This window comes from Streptomyces sp. NPDC058701 (genome assembly GCF_042715295.1).
GTDB lineage: Bacteria > Actinomycetota > Actinomycetes > Streptomycetales > Streptomycetaceae > Streptomyces.
This window is the reverse complement of record NZ_JBHXSY010000011.1, coordinates 91,859-109,257: the sequence shown is the minus strand read 5'-3', so window position 1 is coordinate 109,257 and position 17,399 is coordinate 91,859. Positions and strand designations below refer to the sequence as shown.

Here is a 17,399-nt window from a genome sequence, read left to right as displayed (position 1 = left end):
CGGTTCCGTACGAGTGGGGGGTGTCGTCATCAGCCGTGCAGTCCGCACTCGGTCTTGCCCAGGCCGGCCCAGCGGCCGGACCGTGCGTCCTCGCCCTCCGCCACCCTGCGGGTGCAGGGGGCGCAGCCGACGGAGGCGTAACCGTCCGTCAGCAGCGGGTTGGTGAGCACGCCGTGCTCGGCGACGTAGGCGTCCACGTCGTCCTGCGTCCAGCGGGCGATCGGCGAGACCTTGACCTTGCGGCGCTTGTCGTCCCAGCCGACCACCGGAGTGTTCGCCCGGGTCGGGGACTCGTCGCGGCGCAGGCCCGTCGCCCAGGCGTCGTACGCGGTCAGGCCCTCTTCCAGCGGCTTGACCTTGCGCAGCGCGCAGCACAGGTCGGGATCGCGGTCGTGCAGCTTCGGGCCGTGCTCGGCGTCCTGCTCGGCGACGGTGCGGCGCGGGGAGAGCGTGATGACGTTGACGTCCATCACGGCCTCGACCGCGTCCCGGGTGCCGATGGTCTCCTCGAAGTGGTAGCCGGTGTCGAGGAACACCACGTCCACGCCGGGGAAGACGCGGGACGCCAGGTGGGCGACGACCGCGTCCTCCATGGAGGAGGTCACGGCGAACTTCCGGCCGAAGGTCTCGGCCGCCCAGGTGAGGATCTCCAGCGCGGAGGCGTCCTCGAGGTCCCGGCCCGCACGCTCGGCCAGCCCCCTCAGGTCCGCCGTCTCCTGAGTCGTCGTCATATCTCGTCCCCTCCAGTGCCGTTGGCCTGAACGCCCCGGGACAGCAGCCCGAGGTACTTCAGCTGGAAGGCCCGGTTGCAGGCCCTGCATTCCCAGGCGCCGTGACCGCTCTCGTTGGGGAAGAGGTCCTCGTCGCCGCAGTACGGGCAGTAGAACGGTGCGGCGCGCTCGCTCATGACAGGGCCTCGTCGCTCGCGCGGGTGACCCAGGCGGCGAAGCGCTCGCCGTCCTCGCGCTGCTCCTGGAAGCGCGTGACGACCCGCTCCACGTAGTCGGGCAGACCGGCCGAGGTGACCTTGAGGCCGCGGACCTTGCGGCCGAAGCCGGCCTCCAGGCCGAGGGCGCCGCCCAGGTGGACCTGGTAGCCCTCCACCTGGTTGCCGTCGTCGTCCAGCACCAGCTGGCCCTTGAGACCGATGTCCGCCACCTGGATGCGGGCGCAGGCGTTCGGGCAACCGTTGATGTTGATCGTCAGCGGCTCGGAGAACTCCGGCAGGCGGCGCTCCAGTTCGTCGATCAGCGAGGCGCCGCGCGCCTTCGTCTCGACGATGGCCAGCTTGCAGAACTCGATGCCGGTGCAGGCCATGGTGCCGCGGCGGAACGGGGACGGCTTGACCCGCAGGTCCAGCGCCTCCAGGGCCGCGACCACGGAGTCGACCCGGTCGGCCTCGATGTCGAGGACGATCATCTTCTGCTCGGCCGTCGTGCGCAGACGGCCCGAGCCGTGCTGCGCGGCGACGTCCGCGATCTTGGTGAGGGTGGCGCCGTCCACGCGGCCCACGCGGGGCGCGAAGCCCACGTAGAAGCGGCCGTCCTGCTGCTCGTGGACACCGACGTGGTCGCGCCACTGGCCGGAGGGCTGCTCGGGGGCGGGGCCGTCCGTCAGCTTCCGCTGCAGGTACTCGTCCTCCAGGACCTGGCGGAACTTGGCCGGGCCCCAGTCGGCGACGAGGAACTTCAGCCGGGCGCGGGTGCGCAGCCGGCGGTAGCCGTAGTCGCGGAAGATCGAGATGACGCCCTCGTAGACGTCGGGGACCTCGTCGAGGGAGACCCAGGTGCCCAGGCGCACACCCAGCTTGGGGTTCGTGGAGAGGCCGCCGCCGACCCAGACGTCGAAGCCGGGGCCGTGTTCGGGGTGGTTCACGCCGACGAAGGCGATGTCGTTGATCTCGTGCGCCACGTCGAGCAGCGGCGAGCCGGAGATCGCGGACTTGAACTTGCGGGGCAGGTTGGAGAAGTCCGGGTTGCCGACGATGCGGCGGTAGATCTCGTCGATGGCGGGGGTGCCGTCGATGATCTCGTCCCGCGCGATGCCGGCGACGGGCGAACCGAGGATCACGCGGGGCGTGTCACCGCAGGCCTCGGTGGTCGAGAGGCCGACCGCCTCCAGACGGCGCCAGATCTCCGGGACGTCCTCGATCCGGATCCAGTGGTACTGGACGTTCTGGCGGTCGGTGAGGTCGGCGGTGCCGCGGGCGAACTCCTCGGAGATCTCGCCGATGACGCGAAGCTGCTCGGTGGTCAGCCGGCCGCCGTCGATGCGCACGCGCAGCATGAAGTACTTGTCGTCCAGCTCCTCCGGCTCCAGGATCGCGGTCTTGCCGCCGTCGATCCCGGGCTTGCGCTGGGTGTACAGACCCCACCAGCGCATGCGGCCGCGCAGGTCGTTGGGGTCGATCGAGTCGAAGCCCGCCTTGGAGTAGATCGTCTCGATGCGTGTCCGCACGTTGAGACCGTCGTCGTCCTTCTTGAACTGCTCGTTGCCGTTGAGGGGCGTGTGGTGTCCGACGGCCCACTGGCCCTCACCGCGGTGACGGCCGGTCTTGCGGCGCGCGGCTGCTGCGGGAGCGGCTGCTGCGGGCGTTTCGGGGGTGGCGGCCATGGCGGTACGTCCTTCTTCGGCGGCTCAAGGCGGGGGCAGGGGAGAGGGCGGCGCGCGCCCCCGTCACGTCGGCGTCGCTGAGTGGGTGCGGCTGGTACCCGCGCCCGTGCCGGGGTGGCCGGCGGGCAGGGCGGTGTGCGGCCTTCAGGGGACTGCGGTGATCGACGCTTCCGCGGCGGCGATGCCGGGTGTGCGGCGATGTGCGGCGGTGGCTGGTTCCGTCAGCGCGCCGGACAGATGGCGCTGGACATGCGGCCGAGGTCGACGTGCCGCCGACTCACCAAGGCAATTCCAGCTCCATTCATGACGGAAGCGTGTCATGTGCCGATTGGACGAGTCCACTACTGTCCACGATATGGACGAAGTCGTCTCGTATCGCGGGATGACGTGATCGGGGTCACTCACCGGGCCCCTTCCGGTTCTCGCCCAGCCCCCTCCGGACGCGCCCCGGAGCCCGCGAACGGGCCGGCGGGGGCGCCGCGCGGGCTACCGGGGGGCGGCCCGTGCGGGCTACCGGGAGGCGGCCGGTGCGGAGGCTACGCGCCGGGCCACGGCCCGGGGGTCTGCGACTCCTCCTTCGATTCCGTTTCCGTCGCGAACAGCGTGAATCCGCGCCGCTGGTAGTTCGCCATCGCCGTGGGGCCGTCCTGGCTGCACGTGTGGACCCACACGCGTCGCGTCGGTTCCCGGTCCGGCCAGCGGGACGCCAGGTCCCAGGCCCGCGCGACGCCCAGGGAGAGGAGGTGCCCGCCGATGCGGCGGCCGCGGAACTCCGGGAGCAGACCGAAGTACACGATCTCCACCACGCCGTCGGCCTGCGGGTCGAGCTCCACGTAACCCGCCGGCGTGCCGCGGTCGTACGCCACCCACGTCTCCACCCCGGGCCGGGTCAACTGCTCCACCCACTGCGCGCGGGTCAGGGCGAGCCGGTCCGTCCAGTGGATGTCGCCGCCGACCGAGGCGTAGAGGAAGCGGCTGAACTCGGGGGAGGGGACCTCGGACCGGACGACGGCGACCTCCGGGCCCGGGTCGGCGGCGGGGACCAGGTCCCCGGGCGAGGTCATTTCCAGGGACCAGGTGGTGAGGGTGATGGTGCTCATGCAGGTCAGGGAATCACGCCGGGCCCGGTACGGACCAGGCGGGCCCGGATCACCGCCGGTGCGGTGGAGTGGGCCAGCAGCGCCGCCGGATCGCCGGGGCGGACCACCTCCACCTCCACGTCCTCGCCGAAACGGTACGGCCGGTGGGCGAGGACGCCCGCGAGGTGGCGCCGCACCCGCGACAGCTCCGCGCGGACCGTCACCGTGCGCGTCGGATCCCCGAACAGCTCCCCGGCCAGTTCCGCCGCCGTCCGGCCGCGGGGGCGCTCCGCCAGCAGGAACAGCAGCTCCGCATGGCGCGGGCTCAGCTCCCGCGACCAGCTCCCCGCGGCCCCGCACACCGTCACCGAGCAGGTCCCCGGCCGACTGAGGTCGAGGACGACCCGGGTCGCCGCCGCGGGCTCCCGGACCTCCGCGACCCGCAGCAGCCAGCCGCCCGGCAGCGGCTCCACCACGCACTCGCCGAGCTGCGGCACCCACACCCGGCCCGCCCCGAACTCCCTCGGCAGCGGCACCCGGTCCGTCGGGGCCAGACCCGTCACCGCCGCCGTCCAGCCGTCGGGGTCCACGGCCAGCGCCCGCCCCGGCAGCCGGGCCAGCAGCGGCGCGGCCACCGAGCGCAGCCGCTCCAGGGACTCCAGGTGGCGCAGGCGCAGCTCCCGCTCCGCGAGCCGGGCCACCGAGCTCACCCACGCCAGCGTCGCGGGGTGCATGGTGGCCAGCGGCCCGCTGACGTCGACCACGCCCAGCAGCCGCCCGTCGCGGGGATCGCGCACGGGCGCGCCCGCGCAGGTCCACTCGTGGTGGCTGGAGACGAAGTGCTCCGCCGAGAAGACCTGGACGGGGCGCCGGGCCACCAGGGCCGTGCCCACTCCGTTCGTGCCGACCACGGCCTCGTCCCAGTCGGCCCCGACCGAGAACCCCAGGCGGTCCGCCTTGCGCAGGATCGAGGCGTGGCCCTCCCGCCACAGCAGCCGGCCGTCCGCGTCGGCGACGACCATGATGTGCAGGGCCCCGTCCAGCGCGGGCAGCAGCCCCTCCCGCAGTACGGGAAGGACCTCCCGCAGCCGCGAGGCGCGGCGCCGCTCCTCGGTCTCGGCGGCCGACAGCATGCGCGAGCGCGCGTCCCGGTCCGGGTGCACCCCGCGGGCCAGCATCCGGCGCCAGGACTCGGCGATCTCCGGCCGGGGCGCCGCCGGCAGCCGGTCACCGGCGAGCGCCGCCGCCCGCACCCCCTGGAGCAGGCGCGCGGCCTGCCGCGCGTCCATGGCCGAGATGCGTGCCACATCGACCGTGCCGCCTGCGGTGTCGGCCACCGGAACCTCCCCGTGCGAACAGGACGTACGACGGAGCCGCCCGGGCGGTCCGCGGATGCCGCGCCCCCCGGCCCCGGCGGGCGGCTGCCGACTCACAGGGTGCAACGTCATGCAACTCTCGCCAAGTCCCGGTCGCCCGGCCGACACTGTCCGAACGCCGCCGAGCGGCGTGACAGCTCCTCCTCGGGGCTTCACGGGTCAGGGGCGGTGCCGAGTCGGCGCGGCGCCGCCCCTGGTCCCGTCCGACGGGCCCGGATCCCGTGCTCGGAGCGGTGCGGGGACCTTGGGGGGTGCCCGCCCTCCCCCTGCCGTCCCCTGCGACGGCCTAGTGCGCGATCCGCGCCCGTTCCACGACGGCGCCGAGGTCCAGGCTGTGCGGCAGCGTGCCGAACGCCGCACCCCAGTCGCCGCCGAGCCGCGAGGCGCAGAACGCGTCGGCCACCTCCGGCGGGGCCCACCGCACCAGCAGCGAACCCTGGAGCACCAGCGCCATGCGCTCCACCACGCGGCGGGCCCGCGCCTCGATGCCGTCCAGGTCGGCCAGCTCCGTGAGCAGCCCCTTGATGGCCGAATCGAGCCGGTGGTCCGCGCCCCGGGCCAGGCCGACCTCGGTGAGGAACGCGTTCAGCGCGTGCGGTTCCCGCTGGAGGGCGCGCAGTACGTCCAGGGCCTGCACGTTGCCCGAGCCCTCCCAGATGGAGTTCAGCGGGGACTCGCGCAGCAGTCTCGGCATGCCGGACTCCTCGACGTAGCCGTTGCCGCCCAGACACTCCAGGGCCTCCGCCACCATCGGCGTACAGCGCTTGGTCACCCAGTACTTGGCCACGGGAACCGCGAGGCGCAGGAACGCCTTCTCCCCGTCCGTGCCCGCGTCGTACGCGGCGGCGAGGCGCAGGGTCAGGGTGGTGGCCGCCTCCGACTCCAGGGCGAGGTCCGCGAGCACGTTGCGCATCAGCGGCTGGTCGATGAGCACCGCTCCGAAAGCAGAGCGGTGCTCCGCGTGGTGCACGGCCTGCGACAGTGCCTGCCGCATCAACGAGGCGGAGCCGATGACACAGTCCAGCCGGGTCGCCGCGACCATCTCGATGATCGTCCGCACCCCCCGGCCCTCTTCGCCCACCCGCCGCGCCCAGGTCCCGTCGAACTCGACCTCGCTCGACGCGTTCGACCGGTTCCCCAGCTTCACCTTCAGCCGCTGGATCGCGAAGACGTTGCGCGTGCCGTCCGGCAGCACCCGCGGCACCAGGAAGCAGGTCAGCCCCCCCGGCGCCTGCGCCAGCACCAGGAACCCGTCGCACATGGGCGCCGAGCAGAACCACTTGTGGCCGGTGAGGAGGTACTCCCCGGAGGCGTCCAGGGGCACCGCCGACGTCGTGTTCGCGCGGACGTCGCTGCCCCCCTGCTTCTCCGTCATCCCCATGCCGAACAGCACCCCGGCCTTCTCCCCGGCCGGCCGCAGGCCCCGCTCGTACACGTGGGAGGTCAGCCGCGGCTCCCACTCGGCGGACAGCTCCGGATCGGCCCGCAGCGCCGGTACGGCGGCGTGCGTCATCGAGACCGGGCAGCCGTGCCCCGCCTCGGCCTGGGACCACACGAAGAACCCGGCCGCCCGGCGCAGGTGCCCCGCCGGGCGCCCCCAGGCGTCGGTGAGCCCCGAGGTCACGGCGTGCCCGAGCAGCCGGTGCCAGGCCGGGTGGAAGTCCACCTCGTCGATCCGGTTCCCGTAGCGGTCGTGCGTGCGCAGCTCCGGCGGATGCGCGTTCGCCTGCTCACCCCACTCCTGGGCCTGCGCGGAGCCCGCGGCGCGCCCGAGGACGGTGAGCTCTTCCCCCACCTCTCCCAGGAGTTCGGGGTACGCGGAGGCGAGGTGCCGTTCCACGCCCTCCGTGAGGGCGCGATCGCCCCCGTAGACGTCGTGGCCCACCAGGGGCGGGGCCTGGTTGCTGACTGTGTGGGTGGTGGCTGCCATGCGGATACCGTAAGGACGTGCAGCCAGCAAAAGAAACACCCGAGCGGATCCCAGGACGGCTCCACCGGGCCCGCGCCCTCTACCGCAACGTCTCCAAGCGGAAGATGGCCTGGCTGCTGCTGAAGGACACCGTCAACTCGTGCATCGAGTACCGCATCCTCGGACTCGCGGCCGAGGCGGCCTTCTTCACCCTGCTCTCGCTGCCCCCGCTCTTCCTCGGCCTGCTCGGCCTCCTCGGCTACGTGGACGGCTGGACGGACACCCAGTCCGTCCAGAGCATCGAGGAGAACATCCTGCGGGCCGTCGGCACGGTGCTCTCCGACCGAGGCGTCAACGACATCGCCAAGCCCATGCTGGACGACGTCACCAGCCGGGGCCGGCCCGACCTGATCTCGCTCGGCTTCGCCTTCGCGCTGTGGTCGGGCTCCCGCGCCGTCAACGTCTTCATCGACACCATCACCGTGATGTACGGGCTCGACGGTCAGCGCGGAATCGTCAAGACCCGGCTGCTGGCCTTCCTGCTGTACATCATCGCCCTGCTGATCGGCGCGATCGTGCTGCCGCTGATGGTCGTCGGCCCCGACGCCGTCGTCCGCCTGTTGCCCTGGAGCACCGAGGTGATCGCGGTGCTCTACTGGCCGACGGTCACCCTGCTGTCCATCGTCTTCCTGACCACGCTCTACCACGTGTCCGTCCCGGTGCGCTCGCCGTGGATCGAGGACGTGCCGGGCGCGCTGGTGGCCCTCGCCATGTGGGTGCTGGGCTCGTTCCTGCTGCGGATCTACCTCACCAACACCGTGGAGGGCCCGACGATCTACGGATCGCTGGCCGCGCCGGTCGCCATCCTGCTGTGGATCGGCATCTCGGCCTTCGCGGTGCTCGTCGGCGCCGCCGTCAACGCCGCCATCGACCGCGTCTGGCCGTCCGTGGCGACGGCCGCGGCCCGCGAGGCGAACGAACGGGTCCGCGAGGCGGAGGCGGCGCAGCTGATCGCGCGGGCCGCCGCGTGGCGGGCGATGGCGGAGGGCGAGTCCGAGGACGACGAGGACGACGGGATGCCGTCGGAGTTCCCCGAGCGGTGGTCGAAGTTCCTCCCGCCGGAGGACTACACCTCCCGGATCCGCAAGCACTGACCGGCGGGCCCCCGCCGGACACGCCTCGGCGGGGGGCCCTCCGGGCGTACGGGACGACTGTGACGGCACCCCCTAGCCTGGTCACATGTACGAGGAAGCACGCTCGGCGGCCGTCCCCGGAGCCGTGCTGTGGCGGGCCGGGGCCCCCGGCGGCGGCGCCGGGGGCATGGTGCTGCCCGACGGCTGCATGGACCTGCTGTGGGCGGACGGCCGGCTGCTGGTCGCCGGCACCGACACCCGCCCACACCCGGCCGGTGAGGTCCCGGGGGGCGCCTTCGCCGGGATCCGGTTCGCGCCCGGCACCGCCCCCGCCCTGCTCGGCGTCCCCGCGCACGTCCTGCGGGACCGGCGCGTGGACCTCGCCGAGCTCTGGCCGGCCCGCGAGGTGCGCCGCCTCGCCGGGCTCGTCGGGTCGTACGGGGATCCGTGCGCGGGGCTGGAGGCGCTGGCCGCGCGGCGGGCCGCCGGGGCCGGACCGCCCGATCCGCTCGCCGCGGAGGTCGCGGCCCGGATCCGGGCGGGGGAGGCGGTGGCCGCGATCGCCGCGGCGGTCGGCCTCGGCGAGCGGCAGCTGCACCGGCGCTCGCTCGACGCCTTCGGGTACGGCCCCCGCACGCTCGGCCGGGTCCTGCGGCTGCGCCGGGCCCTCGCCCTCGCCCGGTCCGGCACGGGCTACGCCGAGGTCGCGCACGCCACCGGGTACGCCGACCAGGCGCACCTGGCCCGCGAGGTCCGCGCACTGGCGGGGACGACGCTGACCGCCTACACCGCGGCCTCCGGCCCGGACTCCGAGGCGGCGAACAGCGAGACGCCGCAGCCGTCCGGGTCGAGGACCACGGCGTAGCGCTGGCCCCAGACGGCGTCCCACGGCTTCAGGTGGCCGGGGTACCCCGCCGCGGTCAGTTCGGCGTACAGCGCGTCCACCTCGGCGGGGGAGTCGCACAGGAAGGCGAGGTCGCGGCGGCCGTCGCCGGCGGGCCGGACCCAGGACGGGTCGAAGGAGCGGACGACGTCCTCCGTGTCCCAGCCGATCCGCAGCCCGCCGGGGAGCACGGCCTCCACGTGCGGCTGTTCCTCGGCGCCCGCCGGGACGTCGACGCCGAGACGGCGGTAGAAGGCGAGCGAGGCGGCCATGTCGGAGACGACCATGCCGATCATGTCGAGTCGAGGAGTCATGACGGCAGCCTAGGCACCGTCCCGGGTGCCCGTCTTGAAGGAAACGGACATCGCGGCGCGCCGAGGGCGCGGCCCGGGCGGGGCGGCCCTGACGCCCCCCGCCGCGGGGGCGGCGGAAAAAGAAGTGGCCCCCGCGCGGGGGGCCTTGTTACGGTGGATCCGTTCCCGCCGACCGGTGTGGAACGCACAGTTCGTGCATGACCCGGAGGTGAGTTCATTGATGACTGTCGTCGCGCAGGGCGCTGCCCGCACTCAGAAGACCGTCAATGTCACCTCCGTGGTCTCCGGCTGACCTCACATACCTCCACGCGCCGCGCGCGTGACGCCGGGGCCACCCTGTGAAGGGTTCCCCTTGTCTTTCTCCTCTTCTTCCTTCCCGCAGGCCACCCCGCACGCCCTCGCCCCCTACGGCTGGGACGCGGCGTGGGAGGCCGAGTTCGCCCCGTACGCCGAGCAGGGCCTGGTGCCCGGCCGCGTCGTACGGGTCGACCGGGGCCAGTGCGACGTCGTGACCGCGGACGGCGCGGTCCGCGCCGACACCGCCTTCGTCACGCCGCACGATCCGCTCCGGGTCATCTGCACCGGCGACTGGGCCGCCGTCGAGACGCACGGCAACCCGCGGTACGTGAAGGCGTACCTGCCCCGCCGGACCGCCTTCGTACGGTCCACGTCCTCGCAGCGCTCCGAGGGCCAGATCCTCGCCGCCAACGTCGACCACGCGATCATCGCCGTCTCGCTCGCCGTCGAACTCGACCTTGGGCGCATCGAGCGCTTCCTGGCGCTGGCGTGGGAGTCGGGCGCGCTGCCGCTGGTGGTCCTCACCAAGGCGGACCTGGTCCCCGACCCGGCGACGCTCGCCCACCTGGTCCAGGACGTGGAGAACACCGCGCCCGGGGTCCAGGTGCTCACCGTCTCCTCCCGCACGGGGGAGGGCACGGACATCCTGTCGGCCGTCGTCGCGGGCGGCACGAGCGTCCTGCTCGGCATCTCGGGCGCCGGCAAGTCCACCCTGGCCAACACCCTGCTCGGCGCCGACGTGATGGAGGTGCAGGAGGCGCGCGAGATCGACGGCAAGGGCCGCCACACGACGACGACGCGCAACCTGCTCGTCCTCCCCGGCGGCGGCGTCCTCATCGACACCCCCGGACTGCGGGGGGTGGGGCTCTGGGACGCCGAGGCCGGCGTCGGCCAGGTCTTCGCGGAGATCGAGGAGTACGCGGCGCACTGCCGTTTCCACGACTGCGCGCACGAGGCGGAACCGGGGTGCGCGGTGCTGGCCGCCCTGGCCTCCGGGGAACTGGCGGAACGCCGTCTGGAGAGCTACCGCAAGCTGCTGCGGGAGAACCAGCGGATCGTCGCGAAGACGGACGCGCGCCTGCGGTCGGAGATCCGCCGGGACTGGCGCCTGAAGTCGGCGGAGGGCCGCGCCAACTACGCCGCCAAGCGCACCGGCCGCGCGTAGTTCCACTGCCCGGGGCCGGCCGCCCGGGGCCGGCCGACAGGCCGACGGAGCCGGGGCGTCGCCCGACGTCCCGGCCCGCGGTGCCCGTCCCCGCGGGGGCCGCCGGGGCGAGGGTGGCGAGGGCGGCGTGGGGGTGCCATGCGTGCGCGCGCCGGACTCGGCCGGCGGTGCGCAGGGCGCGGGGTCTGCGGCACGATGGGACGGTGGCGACCAGGACGGAAGAAATCGAGCTGAGCAACGACGAACTGCGCGAGATCACGGCCTACGCGGCCGCGTGCGCGTGCAGGGCACTGTCGATCTTCGAAGCGGACCTCCCCGCCGACACGCGCCCCCGCGACGCCATCGACGCGGCGCGCGCCTTCGCCGGGAGCGGCCGGCGCACGGCCGCGCTGCGGCAGAGCGCATGGGCGGCGTACAAGGCCGCACAGGAGGCCGGTTCGCCCGCCGCGGCCGACGCGGCGCGAGCGGCGAGCCACGCGGCCGCTGCCGCGTACCTGCACCCCAGGGCCAGCGCCCACCAGGTGAAGCACATCCTCGGAGCCGCGGCCCACGCGGCGCGGGCGGAAGAACTCGCGGCCGGGGACGACCGGGCCGTCGCCGAGGCGACCCTGGAGTGGGCGGGCCGGCACGCCCCCGCCGCCGTCGGCGCGGTGCTCGGCCGCCTGCCCGCCGCGCCTCCCGGCGGCGGGCGCGTGGGGGAGTTCATCCGCGACCTCGACACCGCCCTGCGCCCCTGAGCCCGCCGCCGGGCCTGACCCCGGACCCGCCCGGCGGGCGTACGGGCCCGGCGCGCGGTTCAGACGGGCGGTGTGGTGGGACAGGGGCGTGTGGGGGTCGTCCCGGCCGTCGGGCGTCAGGGCGTCGGGGCGTGGTCGGTGTGGACCGTCGCCGCGGCCAGCCGGGGCACTGCGTGGATCAGGGCGTGCTCGGCGGCCACCGCCGGCGCGTGCGCCCGTACCGCCGTCGCCACAACGACTCTCCGAGCAGGCCGCACGGGCCCAGGTCAGCTTCACAACTCACCCAACCCGTGCGGCCCTTCCCACGTCACGGGTCGATCGCGACCACCACTGCTCACAAAGTCCCTACCGTGCTGGCCAGACCAGCGCCTGGGCGACGATGACGCTCTCACCGTTGAAGGTGACGGCGGGGCCTTCGTGCAGTTCGTAACCAAGACCAATCGCTTCGCTCACACGGTGGCAGAACGCGGCGTCGTCCGGGCCAGTCAAGACTCGGTAGACAGGCAATCCGTCTGGTGGTGTGCTCATGCGGAGAAGGATCCCAGACGCACACGCCCGCCGAGCCAGCGGGCCAGCATGGCCCGGAGCCCATTGCGCCCAAGGCCGGCAGCGCACGATCTGACATGGATGTTCCTCAAGCCCTGACTACGAGCTGGTGACCGGGGAGACCGACGAGGCCGTCGCCGGCATCGCCGACCTCGGCCAGGGCGTTCCCGTCCCCGGGGCGTGCCGTGGTTCCCCGCCGACGTCGAGGAGTGGTCGGTGCGGTGGGTGCTGCTGCACCTGATCGAGGAGACCGCACGCCACGGCGGCCCCGCCGACATCATCCGCGCGAGCCTGGACGACGCCGCCCTCTCCCCGCTGACGGCCGCCGCGGAGCAGTGGCCCGACCCGTGGTTCGAGCCCTGGGAGCCCGCCGCGCCCGCCGGCTGGGGGTCCGGCCGTCCCAAGTCGCGCCCCATCGGCTGGATATGGCCGAGGCGCTCTTGCGGACCGGTCCTACGCTGGAGGCATGGCCACCCATCCCTTGCTGAGACAAGGCCCCGACTCGACGGATCTGGTCCTGCGTGCCGGCCGGACCGGGCCGGTGTGGAACGTGCTGATCTCGGCGGGGTTCGCGCTGTTCATTCCGCTCGTCCTGGGCGTGCCGACCCTGCTCGTCGCCTTCTGGATGGTGCTGGCCGGGGCGCGGGCGTCGACTGTGTTCGTGGTGGTGGGGGTGATCGCCGGGCTGGAGTACCTGCTCGGGCTAGCGCTGGCCTTTGCCCGGGCCCGGGACATCCTGCGGGTGGAGTTCGCGCCGGCCGGGGTGCCCGCGTCCCTGCGGTTGGTCCGGGCCGCCGGGCCGGACGACTGGCTGCCCGTCGACACCCTGCGCGAGGTGCAGCTGACGCACAAGGTGGTGGAGCCGTACCAGGGGGACCGCAAGCCGGCCGTCTCCACGCTCGCGCTGGAACTCGTCCTGCGGGGCGGCCGGGAGCGGCTCGACCCGCTCCCGTTCGGCGGCGACCCGCAGCGGCTCGCCGACGCGTTAGAGGTTCTGCTCGGCCCGGCCGCGGCCGTGGTGGAGCTGCGCACCGAGCGCAGCACGCGCGATGAGCCGCGGTCCCACTCGACCTGGTTCTCCGGCGGTTCGGCCTCGGCCAACTCAGGTGGCGGCTGACCCCGGGCTGCCCGTGGCGCTCCCCGGTCGGGCGTGTTGGGCCACCGGGTCGGCTCGGCCGCAGCCGGGTCCTCCGGCCACGGGTGGCGGGGGTGGCGGCCGATGAGCTCGGCCCGCACGGCGCGGTAGCCCTCGCGCCAGAACGACGCGAGGTCGCCGGTGACGGCGGCCGGGTGCCCAGCCGGGGAGAGCAGGTGGACGCGATGTCGATGCCGTACGACACCGTGGTGTCGGTGCCGACCACGGTGACCACCGCGGTGCCGTCCTGCGCGCCGACCGCCGCGACCCAGCTCCTGCCGCGCGGTCGATGTCCTGGCCTACCCGATCCGGACCGGCCGCTCGGTCCGGCGCGTGGGCATGATCGCGAGCGCTGGGCCCCGCTTTCCACGCGCGGCCGGGGCGGCGGTCGGCTGGGACGAGGACTTCGAGTTCCTCGCGGAGCGCGGGGACGAGGACGAAGCGGGGCCTCGAACCCCTACGGACATCCCAGAGCCGATGCCGCCCAGTTTTCGGAGGGTGGTGAGTCCTGTGGTGTGCCATTCACCAGCCGGAATCCGTTCCACTCGACGTTCCACACCTCGCCACGGAGGTTCTCGAACTCCACGAAGCTCCCTGGGGCATGTTCGAGGAGGCCGAGCTCCCTCAGCAGTAACGCCGTACGTACTGAACCCGCGGGAGGGACCCACGCTGCCACCGCCAGTCCTCGTGTTCCCGTACCGCATTCGCAGGTACGGGACTGGCAACCGGGTGATGACCGTCGGCCGCAGCACGTGCTTGAACCGCAGGACAGCCTCCTCCAGGTTCTCGGCCCCGCGGAACTCGCACTGATACGCGGGGAAGACCGCTGAGACGACCTCGTTCAAGGCCTCATTCCGCCCGTGGTGGTATCCGTGCACCGGGGGCGAAGCCGCGGCCACAGCGTCGAACCGGTAAATCCCGTAGGAGAACCCGGGGACGACGGTGAGTGGTCGGACGTCGGATCCGCGCCCGAGCTGGTGCTGCCTCGCGCATGCGAGAACGGCCCTGGCAAGGCCTCCGTCGTGCGCATCGATCGAGTTCATCGGCAGCAGCGTGCCGGCGTCGGCTTTTGCCCGGTGGGCTAAGCTCTGCGGCTATGACTACCGGGACGGCATTGCGCCACACACGGATTGGTGACCCGGCGCTCTTCTGAGCGCCGTACGGGCCGGTGCGGGCCCGCTGTTCGATCGAGAATCGTGCGCTGCTGCGCGGGCTCCGCCTCCGTCGTGTTGATCACAGGCTCTACGCATCAACCACGACAGGAGAATTCATGCCCATCAAGACACTGCAGATTCCCACCACGGACGGTCAGGCTGACGCCTTCGCCGCCTTCCCCGACAACGGCGAGCAGCACCCAGGTGTACTGATGTACGCGGACGGCTTCGGCATCCGGCCCGTGCTGAGGGAGATGGCCCGCGAACTGGCCGGGCACGGGTACTACGTGCTTGTCCCCAACATCTTCTACCGGCACGGCCCGGCACCGGTGATCGGCCTTCCCGAGCACATCGGAGAGGAGGTCCGGCCCGCGATCATGGCCCAGTTGATGCCGTTGATCGAGTCACACACCGCCGAACGCGTCCTGAGTGACGCCGACGCCTACCTCAGGTTCCTGACCACCCAGCCCGAGGTCGCCGCCGGGCCGGTCGCGGTGACCGGCTACTGCATAGGCGGCCTCCTGGCGATGCGCACCGCAGCGGCTCACCCCGGCCAGGTGGCCGCTGTCGCCGCATTCCACGGTCCCGTGGGCGCGGACGGGCCCGACGCCCTCGCCGAGATCACCGCCCGGGTCCACTTCGGCCACGCCGAAAGCGACCTGACACCCGAGGTCCTGGGCGAGCTCAACCGGGCACTGGACGCCGCGAAGGTCGACTACACCTCCGAGATCTACCCCGGCACCGTCCACGGGTTCACCATGTCCGACACCGACGCATTCAACCCCGCCGGGCTGCAGCGCCACTGGGAGCGCCTGCTCCCCCTTCTCGACCGCGCACTGGCCAACAGCTGAGGTTCCGGATCGGAAGCGGAGATCGGACGGCCCGGGCTCGACGTGCCGCTTGCAGAACCACCGTGCGATCGTCCAGCCGGTGCGCGGGTGCAGCTCCAACACCTTGTGGTGGGAGGCCGCCCCGCACACCCCCTGTGCGTTGCGGTGGTTCAGGGGCGGCGGGCTGAAGCCCGCAGCGGCGGCATAGACGGGGAGGGCGAACTCCCCGGCCGCAGGGGTACCGCGCTTTCCTCGGGCCCGGTGACCGTGATGCGGGGCCGGTAGACGTACGGGCGCAGACGGGGAGCCTCGCAGCCCGGCGCCCCGCCCGGGCCCCAGTCGCGCGCCGCGCTGGGCGGCTCGTAGCGGGGCGCGTCGTCGGCGACCAGGGCGTCGAACCGGGGGCGGCCCGTCGCCGAACTCCGGCCCAGGGCTCGGGCGGCGGTGCTCAGCAGACGGTCAGCCGGGCATTGCGGTGGGACACGAAGACCTCCGTGCGGTGAGTTCCTGGACAGCTCCCACCACACCGGAGGTCTTCGCCACGTTCAAGACGCGCCGAGTGTCAACAACGCTCGTGATCAATACAGGACCCGCCGGACGCCCCGCGCCCCGACGGACGGTCTACGCCCCGGCCACCACCGCCCCCACCCAGGCCCCCACCACCGCCAGGCACGCGAACAGCTCGACCAGCACGCTCGTCCCCGCGTCCCGCATCACCGACCGCACCGAGGCCCACGCCTCCCCGTGCGCCCCGAGCCGGCGCCGCTCGCACAGGTAGACGCCGCCGATGAAGCCCGGAACCGCCCCCACCACCGGGACCAGTACGAAACCCAGTACCGCCCCCGCACCCGCGTACACGGCGGTCCGCAGGGAGACCGCCGCGCCCAGCAGCCGCCGCGGCGGGAGCAGCCACTTCACCACCTGCACCACCAGCATCAGAGCCGTCGCCGCGACCAGCAGGGTCCACGCCAGGTCGGACCGCTCGCGGAGCGCCCACCACATCAGCCCCGCCCACACCAGCCATCTGCCCGGCACCCCGGGGACCATCACCCCCGCCACCCCGAGCAGCAGCACCAGCCCCACCAGGAGCAGCTGCGGCAGATCCATCTGCCCAGCCTGACCGACCGGGACCTATCGGGCCACCCAGCCCCGCTCGTACGCGTGCCAGCCCAGCTGCAGCCGGGTCGTCACCCCCGAGACCTCCATCAAGCCCTTGACCCGCCGCTGCACCGTGCGCAGGCCCAGCTCCAGGTGCTTCGCCACGCTCGCGTCCGTCATGCCCGCCAGCAGCAGCGACAGGATCTCCAGGTCGGTGGTGTCGGGGCTGCCGCCGGACTCCTCCGCCGAGCCCGCCGCGCCCAGCCGCAGCGGCAGGGACTCCCTCCACACCGCCTCGAACAGGCCCGTCAGGGACTCCAGCAGCCCCGACGCGTGCACCACCAGCGCCGCAGGCTCCGCCCCGCGCGCCGTCAGCGGCACCATGGCGAGGGTGCGGTCCGCGATCACCAGCTTCGTCGGAACCTGCCCCGTCACCCGGACCCGCTCACCCCGCGCCAGCGCCGTCGACGCCTCCCGGATCCCGCTCGGCAGGGTCAGCACCTCCCGCTCGATCACCACCCGGTAGTCGACCCCGCGCACGGCCGCCCGGTCCTCCGCCTCGTTGTCGGTGCCCGTCACCACCTGCGGGCGGCCGGTGACCAGCGCGCACACCTCCTCCACCGCGCCCAGCTGGAGCTGGTGGAAGCGGTGCGCCACCGCGCTCGCGCCCTGCACCACCTCCACCAGGTCGTGCACGGCCGGCTCGGCGGCCTCCGCCCGGTACTCCTCCGCCAGCAGCACCGCCGCCAGCTCCGCCTGCTCCAGCTCGTGCCGCTGCTGCGTCAGCAAGGCTCCCAGGGCGACTCCCGGCGGCGCCGCCACCCAGCGCCCCGGCCGGGCCGAGGACTGGGCGGCCAGCCCGTGCCGTTCCAGGTGCCGCAGCGCCCGTTCGGTCTGCGGCACCGGCAGCGTCAGCCGGTGCGCGAGGTCGGGCACCTCCGCCGCCCCCAGCGCGACCAGCGCGCGGTACGCCGACTCCTGGCCCTCGTCCAGGCCTATCGCACCCAGCAACCCGTCCACCCCACCTCTCCACGCGGCGCCTGGCGGGAAGCGGCCACGGCGCAAACCCGCCGCGGACATCATCGCCGCACCCCCCGCCACTCTGCCAAGGTCATGCCACCGCAGCACCA

Annotated in this window: 17 protein-coding genes and 2 pseudogenes; 7 read left to right on the top strand and 12 right to left on the bottom strand. The window is 73.4% G+C overall.

Going from position 1 to position 17,399, the window contains the following annotated elements; genetic code table 11:
* Positions 1–29: 29 nt before the first annotated feature.
* The 7 genes from ACFWW8_RS14845 to ACFWW8_RS14815 all read right to left on the bottom strand — a co-directional run bounded on the left by ACFWW8_RS14845 (position 30) and on the right by ACFWW8_RS14815 (position 6,998).
* Positions 30–731 carry a phosphoadenylyl-sulfate reductase gene (locus tag ACFWW8_RS14845; RefSeq protein WP_386528333.1) on the bottom strand — a complete coding sequence of 234 codons (702 nt, stop codon included), beginning with the start codon at positions 729–731 and terminating at the stop codon, positions 30–32.
* Positions 728–907 (bottom strand): hypothetical protein, encoded by a 180-nt coding sequence (locus tag ACFWW8_RS14840; RefSeq protein ID WP_386528331.1) that lies wholly within the window; start codon positions 905–907, stop codon positions 728–730. Before ACFWW8_RS14840 ends, ACFWW8_RS14845 begins: the two co-directional genes overlap by 4 nt.
* Positions 904–2,613, bottom strand: coding sequence for a nitrite/sulfite reductase (locus ACFWW8_RS14835; RefSeq protein ID WP_386528329.1), 1,710 nt, complete (start codon positions 2,611–2,613; stop codon positions 904–906). Before ACFWW8_RS14835 ends, ACFWW8_RS14840 begins: the two co-directional genes overlap by 4 nt.
* Positions 2,614–2,834: 221 nt before the next feature.
* Positions 2,835–2,918 (bottom strand): putative leader peptide, encoded by an 84-nt coding sequence (locus tag ACFWW8_RS14830; RefSeq protein WP_312847410.1) that lies wholly within the window; start codon positions 2,916–2,918, stop codon positions 2,835–2,837.
* A 231-nt stretch (positions 2,919–3,149) separates the two neighbouring features.
* Complete coding sequence (locus ACFWW8_RS14825) at positions 3,150–3,713, bottom strand: GNAT family N-acetyltransferase (protein WP_386528327.1); 564 nt, start codon at positions 3,711–3,713, stop codon at positions 3,150–3,152.
* A 5-nt stretch (positions 3,714–3,718) separates the two neighbouring features.
* Entirely contained in the window at positions 3,719–4,981 is a 1,263-nt protein-coding gene (locus ACFWW8_RS14820; RefSeq protein ID WP_386528566.1) for a GAF domain-containing protein, read from the bottom strand.
* Positions 4,982–5,354: 373 nt separating this feature from the next.
* On the bottom strand, positions 5,355–6,998 hold the full coding sequence (locus ACFWW8_RS14815) for an acyl-CoA dehydrogenase family protein (protein ID WP_386528324.1): 1,644 nt from the start codon (positions 6,996–6,998) through the stop codon (positions 5,355–5,357).
* Between the two features lie 17 nt (positions 6,999–7,015).
* Between ACFWW8_RS14815 and ACFWW8_RS14810 the strand changes: the two genes are divergently transcribed.
* Both ACFWW8_RS14810 and ACFWW8_RS14805 read left to right on the top strand, forming a co-directional pair.
* Entirely contained in the window at positions 7,016–8,131 is a 1,116-nt protein-coding gene (locus ACFWW8_RS14810; protein ID WP_386528321.1) for a YihY/virulence factor BrkB family protein, read from the top strand.
* 85 nt (positions 8,132–8,216) lie between these two features.
* Positions 8,217–8,975: a helix-turn-helix domain-containing protein gene (locus ACFWW8_RS14805; protein ID WP_386528318.1), complete on the top strand. Its 759-nt coding sequence runs from the start codon at positions 8,217–8,219 to the stop codon at positions 8,973–8,975.
* Here the strand turns inward: ACFWW8_RS14805 and ACFWW8_RS14800 are convergent.
* Positions 8,894–9,307 carry a VOC family protein gene (locus ACFWW8_RS14800; protein WP_386528317.1) on the bottom strand — a complete coding sequence of 138 codons (414 nt, stop codon included), beginning with the start codon at positions 9,305–9,307 and terminating at the stop codon, positions 8,894–8,896. The two genes, ACFWW8_RS14805 and ACFWW8_RS14800, sit on opposite strands and share 82 nt — an antisense overlap.
* A gap of 352 nt (positions 9,308–9,659) precedes the next feature.
* Here ACFWW8_RS14800 and rsgA point away from each other — a divergent pair, with 352 nt between their 5' ends.
* Positions 9,660–10,769 carry a ribosome small subunit-dependent GTPase A gene (gene rsgA / locus ACFWW8_RS14795; protein ID WP_386528315.1) on the top strand — a complete coding sequence of 370 codons (1,110 nt, stop codon included), beginning with the start codon at positions 9,660–9,662 and terminating at the stop codon, positions 10,767–10,769.
* A gap of 203 nt (positions 10,770–10,972) precedes the next feature.
* Positions 10,973–11,506, top strand: a complete 534-nt coding sequence (locus ACFWW8_RS14790; protein WP_386528312.1) for a putative immunity protein — start codon at positions 10,973–10,975, stop codon at positions 11,504–11,506.
* A 345-nt stretch (positions 11,507–11,851) separates the two neighbouring features.
* Here ACFWW8_RS14790 and ACFWW8_RS14785 read toward each other — a convergent pair whose 3' ends face one another.
* On the bottom strand, positions 11,852–12,034 hold the full coding sequence (locus ACFWW8_RS14785; RefSeq protein WP_386528309.1) for a DUF1737 domain-containing protein: 183 nt from the start codon (positions 12,032–12,034) through the stop codon (positions 11,852–11,854).
* A 198-nt stretch (positions 12,035–12,232) separates the two neighbouring features.
* On the opposite strand from ACFWW8_RS14785, the pseudogene ACFWW8_RS14780 reads away from it, so the two are divergent.
* Together ACFWW8_RS14780 and ACFWW8_RS14775 are read left to right on the top strand one after the other, a co-directional pair.
* Positions 12,233–12,292 (top strand): annotated as a pseudogene (locus ACFWW8_RS14780) (hypothetical protein); the annotation flags it as partial.
* Positions 12,293–12,518: 226 nt separating this feature from the next.
* Entirely contained in the window at positions 12,519–13,169 is a 651-nt protein-coding gene (locus ACFWW8_RS14775; protein ID WP_386528306.1) for a hypothetical protein, read from the top strand.
* A gap of 35 nt (positions 13,170–13,204) precedes the next feature.
* Here ACFWW8_RS14775 and ACFWW8_RS14770 read toward each other — a convergent pair.
* A pseudogene (locus ACFWW8_RS14770) lies at positions 13,205–13,369 on the bottom strand (ATP-dependent helicase C-terminal domain-containing protein); the annotation flags it as partial.
* A gap of 1,088 nt (positions 13,370–14,457) precedes the next feature.
* Here ACFWW8_RS14770 and ACFWW8_RS14765 point away from each other — a divergent pair.
* Positions 14,458–15,192: a dienelactone hydrolase family protein gene (locus ACFWW8_RS14765; RefSeq protein ID WP_386528303.1), complete on the top strand. Its 735-nt coding sequence runs from the start codon at positions 14,458–14,460 to the stop codon at positions 15,190–15,192.
* A gap of 600 nt (positions 15,193–15,792) precedes the next feature.
* On the opposite strand, the gene ACFWW8_RS14760 is transcribed toward ACFWW8_RS14765, so the two are convergent.
* Together ACFWW8_RS14760 and ACFWW8_RS14755 are read right to left on the bottom strand one after the other, a co-directional pair.
* Positions 15,793–16,278, bottom strand: coding sequence for a DUF456 domain-containing protein (locus ACFWW8_RS14760; protein WP_386528302.1), 486 nt, complete (start codon positions 16,276–16,278; stop codon positions 15,793–15,795).
* A 24-nt stretch (positions 16,279–16,302) separates the two neighbouring features.
* On the bottom strand, positions 16,303–17,280 hold the full coding sequence (locus ACFWW8_RS14755) for a helix-turn-helix domain-containing protein (RefSeq protein ID WP_386528564.1): 978 nt from the start codon (positions 17,278–17,280) through the stop codon (positions 16,303–16,305).
* Between the last annotated feature and the right edge of the window lie 119 nt (positions 17,281–17,399).

Bases quoted from the DNA above. Each gene is read 5' to 3' on its own strand.
- ACFWW8_RS14845 (WP_386528333.1), bottom strand. From the start codon at position 731: ATGACGACGACTCAGGAGACGGCGGACCTGAGGGGGCTGGCCGAGCGT.
- ACFWW8_RS14840 (WP_386528331.1), bottom strand. From the start codon at position 907: ATGAGCGAGCGCGCCGCACCGTTCTACTGCCCGTACTGCGGCGACGAG.
- ACFWW8_RS14835 (WP_386528329.1), bottom strand. From the start codon at position 2,613: ATGGCCGCCACCCCCGAAACGCCCGCAGCAGCCGCTCCCGCAGCAGCC.
- ACFWW8_RS14830 (WP_312847410.1), bottom strand. From the start codon at position 2,918: ATGAATGGAGCTGGAATTGCCTTGGTGAGTCGGCGGCACGTCGACCTC.
- ACFWW8_RS14825 (WP_386528327.1), bottom strand. From the start codon at position 3,713: ATGAGCACCATCACCCTCACCACCTGGTCCCTGGAAATGACCTCGCCC.
- ACFWW8_RS14820 (WP_386528566.1), bottom strand. From the start codon at position 4,981: ATGGACGCGCGGCAGGCCGCGCGCCTGCTCCAGGGGGTGCGGGCGGCG.
- ACFWW8_RS14815 (WP_386528324.1), bottom strand. From the start codon at position 6,998: ATGGCAGCCACCACCCACACAGTCAGCAACCAGGCCCCGCCCCTGGTG.
- ACFWW8_RS14805 (WP_386528318.1), top strand. From the start codon at position 8,217: ATGTACGAGGAAGCACGCTCGGCGGCCGTCCCCGGAGCCGTGCTGTGG.
- ACFWW8_RS14800 (WP_386528317.1), bottom strand. From the start codon at position 9,307: ATGACTCCTCGACTCGACATGATCGGCATGGTCGTCTCCGACATGGCC.
- ACFWW8_RS14785 (WP_386528309.1), bottom strand. From the start codon at position 12,034: ATGAGCACACCACCAGACGGATTGCCTGTCTACCGAGTCTTGACTGGC.
- ACFWW8_RS14775 (WP_386528306.1), top strand. From the start codon at position 12,519: ATGGCCACCCATCCCTTGCTGAGACAAGGCCCCGACTCGACGGATCTG.
- ACFWW8_RS14765 (WP_386528303.1), top strand. From the start codon at position 14,458: ATGCCCATCAAGACACTGCAGATTCCCACCACGGACGGTCAGGCTGAC.
- ACFWW8_RS14760 (WP_386528302.1), bottom strand. From the start codon at position 16,278: ATGGATCTGCCGCAGCTGCTCCTGGTGGGGCTGGTGCTGCTGCTCGGG.